Source organism: Streptosporangium sp. NPDC000396 (assembly GCF_042898655.1).
GTDB lineage: Bacteria > Actinomycetota > Actinomycetes > Streptosporangiales > Streptosporangiaceae > Streptosporangium.
In genome coordinates, this window is sequence record NZ_JBIAZA010000072.1 from 1 (window position 1) to 4,137 (window position 4,137).

6 protein-coding genes are annotated in these 4,137 nt (G+C 68.4%); 3 read left to right on the forward strand and 3 right to left on the reverse strand.

Annotated elements, in window-relative coordinates:
* Positions 1 to 133 precede the first annotated feature (133 nt).
* Positions 134 to 996, forward strand: a protein-coding gene (locus ACFY2X_RS47120; protein WP_389951968.1) for an IS5 family transposase whose coding sequence is annotated in 2 segments (ribosomal slippage) — positions 134 to 524 and positions 524 to 996 — 864 coding nt in all. Because the reading frame shifts where the segments join, the coding sequence is not laid out codon by codon here.
* A gap of 5 nt (positions 997 to 1,001) precedes the next feature.
* On the opposite strand, the gene ACFY2X_RS47125 is transcribed toward ACFY2X_RS47120, so the two are convergent.
* A complete protein-coding gene (locus ACFY2X_RS47125) occupies positions 1,002 to 1,427 on the reverse strand; it encodes a hypothetical protein (protein WP_389951970.1) in 426 nt (141 codons plus the stop codon).
* A gap of 168 nt (positions 1,428 to 1,595) precedes the next feature.
* On the opposite strand from ACFY2X_RS47125, the gene ACFY2X_RS47130 reads away from it, so the two are divergent.
* On the forward strand, positions 1,596 to 1,814 hold the full coding sequence (locus ACFY2X_RS47130) for a hypothetical protein (RefSeq protein WP_389951972.1): 219 nt from the start codon (positions 1,596 to 1,598) through the stop codon (positions 1,812 to 1,814).
* Between the two features lie 36 nt (positions 1,815 to 1,850).
* On the opposite strand, the gene ACFY2X_RS47135 is transcribed toward ACFY2X_RS47130, so the two are convergent.
* Positions 1,851 to 3,059 carry a vanadium-dependent haloperoxidase gene (locus ACFY2X_RS47135; RefSeq protein WP_389951974.1) on the reverse strand — a complete coding sequence of 403 codons (1,209 nt, stop codon included), beginning with the start codon at positions 3,057 to 3,059 and terminating at the stop codon, positions 1,851 to 1,853.
* 217 nt (positions 3,060 to 3,276) lie between these two features.
* Here ACFY2X_RS47135 and ACFY2X_RS47140 point away from each other — a divergent pair, with 217 nt between their 5' ends.
* Positions 3,277 to 3,627, forward strand: a complete 351-nt coding sequence (locus ACFY2X_RS47140) for a hypothetical protein (RefSeq protein ID WP_389951976.1) — start codon at positions 3,277 to 3,279, stop codon at positions 3,625 to 3,627.
* A 56-nt stretch (positions 3,628 to 3,683) separates the two neighbouring features.
* Here ACFY2X_RS47140 and ACFY2X_RS47145 read toward each other — a convergent pair whose 3' ends face one another.
* Positions 3,684 to 3,995, reverse strand: a complete 312-nt coding sequence (locus ACFY2X_RS47145) for a hypothetical protein (protein ID WP_389951978.1) — start codon at positions 3,993 to 3,995, stop codon at positions 3,684 to 3,686.
* Between the last annotated feature and the right edge of the window lie 142 nt (positions 3,996 to 4,137).

The following is a 4,137-nucleotide window of genomic DNA, read 5'->3' on the forward strand; positions in this document are numbered from 1 at the left end:
CTAGACAAGAAGAATGATCAACCAAGGGCTGTCTCATTGAGAAATCTGAGATGGCCTCGCAGGCCACCAAGGTTAAAGATCAAGCTAGGACGTGTATCGAAAGTGGATCTTGAACGTGAGATGATCTTGTTTCGTGGCACGTGGAGATCTGACGGATGAGCAATGGGCGGTGCTGGAACCGTTGTTGCCGAGGGGCAGGAAGCCCGGACGGCCGCCGATGTGGACCAGGCGGCAGCTGATCGACGGCATACGGTTCCGGGTCCGCACCGGCGTCCCGTGGCGGGACCTCCCCGCCGAGTACGGGCCATGGGGCCGGGTGTACGACCTGTTCCGCCGGTGGCAGCGGGAGGGCACCTGGCATCAGATCTTCACCGCGCTCCAGGCCCAGGCCGACGCGAAAGAGCTGATCACCTGGGACATCAACGTCGACTCCACGGTCCGCCGGGCCCATCAGCACGCCGCCGGGGCGAGGAAAAAGGGGAGCTACAGAAGGAGCCGCCCAGCGGCGTCACCGTCGAGCCGGACGACCACGGGCTTGGGCGCTCACGCGGCGGCCTGACCACCAAGCTGCACCTGGCCGTCGAACAGGGCCAGAAGCCTATGTCCATCGTGATCACGGCCGGGCAACGGGGCGATTCCCCGCAGTTCGAACCTGTCCTGAACAAGGTCCGTGTCCCGCGTCTTGGGCCGGGCAGGCCGCGCACGCGGCCTGATCGCGTGCGCGCCGACAAGGCGTATGCCTCCCGGAAGAACCGCGCTTACCTGCGGCGACGCGGTATCCGCTGCACCATTCCGGACAAGGCCGACCAGGCCCGCAACCGCAAGAAACGCGGCTCGCGCGGTGGCCGACCGCCGAAGTTCGATCCGCAGGACTACAAGGCCCGGCACGCGGTCGAGTGCGGCATCAACCGCCTCAAGAGGGCCACGAGGTACGACAAACTCGCGGTCCGCTACGAGGCGACCGTCCTCGTGGCGGCCATCAACGAATGGCTATAACACGCCTAGTCTTCAAAAGGGACAAACTTGGCGAGCGAAGCCCAGTCCAGGGGACGCACGATCGTGGCCAGGTGGGCGAAGAGATCCTGCGCAGCCGTTTGGAACCACATCACCGAGAGCACCGTATGTCCAGGCTCTGCGATGTCCTCGGGCTTCCACCATGACGTCAGTCGAGCGTGAACCATCTCTCGCGGCAGCCACTCCTCGACCCGCCCCTCCGTATCGGCTCGGAGCTTATCGAGATCGTGCACATACAAATGCGGCGTCGCTGCCATCGCCTTCTCAATGCCCATCAGACGAAAGCGACGGTGTAGGTGCGGCGTCCCTTCGAGCACACCTTCACGGTCGTCACTTACCGTGAGCGTGCGAAGCACGGCATGTACTGGTCCCACTTGATAGCTACGCAACTCGTCATTCCTCATCTGGATCATGGTCAGAGGGTAGGCGTGTCCGACAAGCGGACCAAACGACTTTCGTGATACGCCCTAGAGGAGTCCTCGGCCGAGACGCGGGCCCACGCCACCGTTTTCACGTTCAGCCGCCTACTTTGCGGCTGGTCGCATGGACCCGAGTGGAGGGCCCGCCAGTGGGGCACGGCCGTGGACCTGTCGGTCAGCGGCCTGACCATCGGCCAGTGCTACCTCGTCTGGCTGGAGCACCGCGACGGCAGCCAGATCCCGGCGGGGAGTTTCACCGCGAGAGGCAAGGGCTTGACGATGGAGCTGTCGGCGGCCGTGCAGGGTGACGAGGCGGTCGCGCTCGGCCTGAGCACCGCACCCGGCGGCCCGGCCGTGCTCCGCGCGCCGATCAGTCGTTGACGGCCCACGTCCGACGGGACGCGGGCCGCCCTCGGTTCAGCGGAACAGCTCCTGGGCCCTGGGCAGGTCCCACAGGGCCACGCGATTGCCGAGCCGCGCGCCGCTCTGGTCGGAGAAGCGGAAGTGGAGGCCCGACCAGACCCGGCCGTTCACGTTGTCCCCGGTGAGCTGCCGCCACTCGGTGTAGGTGCGGCTCGTACCCGCCGGACCCGTCATCTGGAACGGCGCCGTCCTGGGGCCGGCCAACCGCGTGAGGACCTGTTCGGCAGCGCCCGCGTAGGTGGAGTGGCCACCGGGGTACTCGGGGTGCGCGGGCGTCGTGATCAGCGGCTCCCAGGCCGGGGCGCCGCCCTCTCTGATCGCGGTGATCGGCCGCCAGCGCGTGTAGGAGTACTTGGCGTCGAACACCGCGATCTGCGCGTCCACGGTCACCGCGTGGAAGACGGCGACCAGTTCGGCGCGCCGGGCGGGAGATCCGCCGGCGTGCGCGACGGCCGCGCGCAACGCCTGGGTGTAGCCGGACAGGGAGGCCTGGGACCACAGCGTCGCGGTCGCCGTCTGCTCCGGCGTCCGTACCGCGCTGTCCTTGACGCCGTAGGCGCGCACCTCGGCGAGGTCCCTCAGGTACCGCGCCGAGTCGAGGGCGGGGGCGGAGCCTGGACGGAACCGGTCGGCCTGGCCGAGCAGGAACGTCCTGCCCCGAGCCTGCCCTGCCTGTACGGCGCTCTCCTCGCCGGGAGGCGTCGGCCGCCACACGCCGGGCGCCGCAGGCGGAGGCGTGTAGGGGGTGTTGACCGACGCGGCGTCGAGGCCGTCGCCGGCCCGTTCCGCCAGGGTGCGGCGGGCCTGCTCGCGCCCCGCCAGCACGCCGCGGTCCCTGTCGGCCCCGGCGGGGACGCGGTCCAGCGTGCGGGCCAGCGCACTGTCGAGCGTGCCGGTCTGGCCGGGGACGAGCGCCGCCAGCGAGTCGTGCACGGCCTGCGCGAGCGCCGCGTCCTGGAAGTCGCGGGACCGGTTGTCGCCTCGCAGCGCGCGGCTCGCGGCGATCCAGGCGATCGCCCACGCCCGGCCGTTGGTCACCTGAGGCGCCTGCCGGGTGGAAGGCGGGATGACGGACGCGGACACGTCAAACCATTCCAGGACCGTGTCGGCAGGGGCGCGTCCGGCGGACCAGGCGGGGGTGGACGTCCCCGTCAGGGTGGCGGTCATGGCCACGAGCCCGGTCAGGAGAGCTCTTCGTCGCACGGAGATTTTCCCTTCTGCGGATGAAAGCTGCGCAAGGGAATACGGAGCCCGCCCCGCCGGCGTTGGCCGTGGACGCGGAGAGCTCAGGAAATGCGCTGGGGGGCGGCCGGAGCACGCCAGAAACACATCGCGCCACCACACCCCCGCAGGTCATCGTCTAGATCATTCAATGTAACTATCTGTAGTCAATCTGTCGCGGCCGCGCTACTTCTGCATCATGGGTCCCACGAGCACTCTGGTGTGCCTGAGCAGCGTCCCCTCTCGGACAGAGACCCGACGAGGCGTCGACAAGCTCCTGCAGTTCTCCGGCCATGTGGGCGGACTGAGCGAGGACGACGTCCTGGCCGTCCTGCGTGAATCAGGCATCACCACACTCGAGGCCCTGATCCAGCACGCTCTCGCCGTACCACCGCCCGCCGAGCCGCAACCGCTCGACCCCGCCCGGATCCTGGCCTACACCGACAACCGGCCGCTGCGCACTGCGGTGATCGACATCCCCGACATGGAGCGGATCGGGTGGAACGACCGCATCTCCTCTGTCGAGGACCACGGCCCGATCCGGCGCTAGCGGCGGGCGCGCTCCAAGGGGGTTCTCTCGGGTCGGTGACTGGCGGGCTCGCGTATTTAAGTGTCGCCAGTTCGGCGGCCTGGTAGTGGTCGGGGTGACTGTGTGTGGTCGCCTGGGGTGTAGAGGCTGTAGGTGATTCCGGTCTCGGCAACGATCTTTGCTGCGGTGACGGGGTGGTAGCCGAGGGCGTCGACGGCGATGGGGGCGGGGCTCTCTCGGAGATGCTGGCGAAGGGTGGCTCCGCGAGCGGCGGTGGTCGGGACGCCCATGCGGGTGATCCGTTTGGCGAGCCATTCGGGGCGGAGAGGCTGGCCGGCACGGCGTCCAGGGAACAGCCAGAGCGAGCCGGGGTTGGTCGCGGTGCGCATGTTCGTGCGGGTGGCGATGTAGTCCAGGAGTAGAGGTGCCGTTAAGGAACGTGCGACGAGCCGCTGACCAGGGCCTGAGCTGGGACTTCGTTCGAGCGTTCTTCGGCGCCACCAGACATCGAGGCGAGAAGGGCCGATGCCG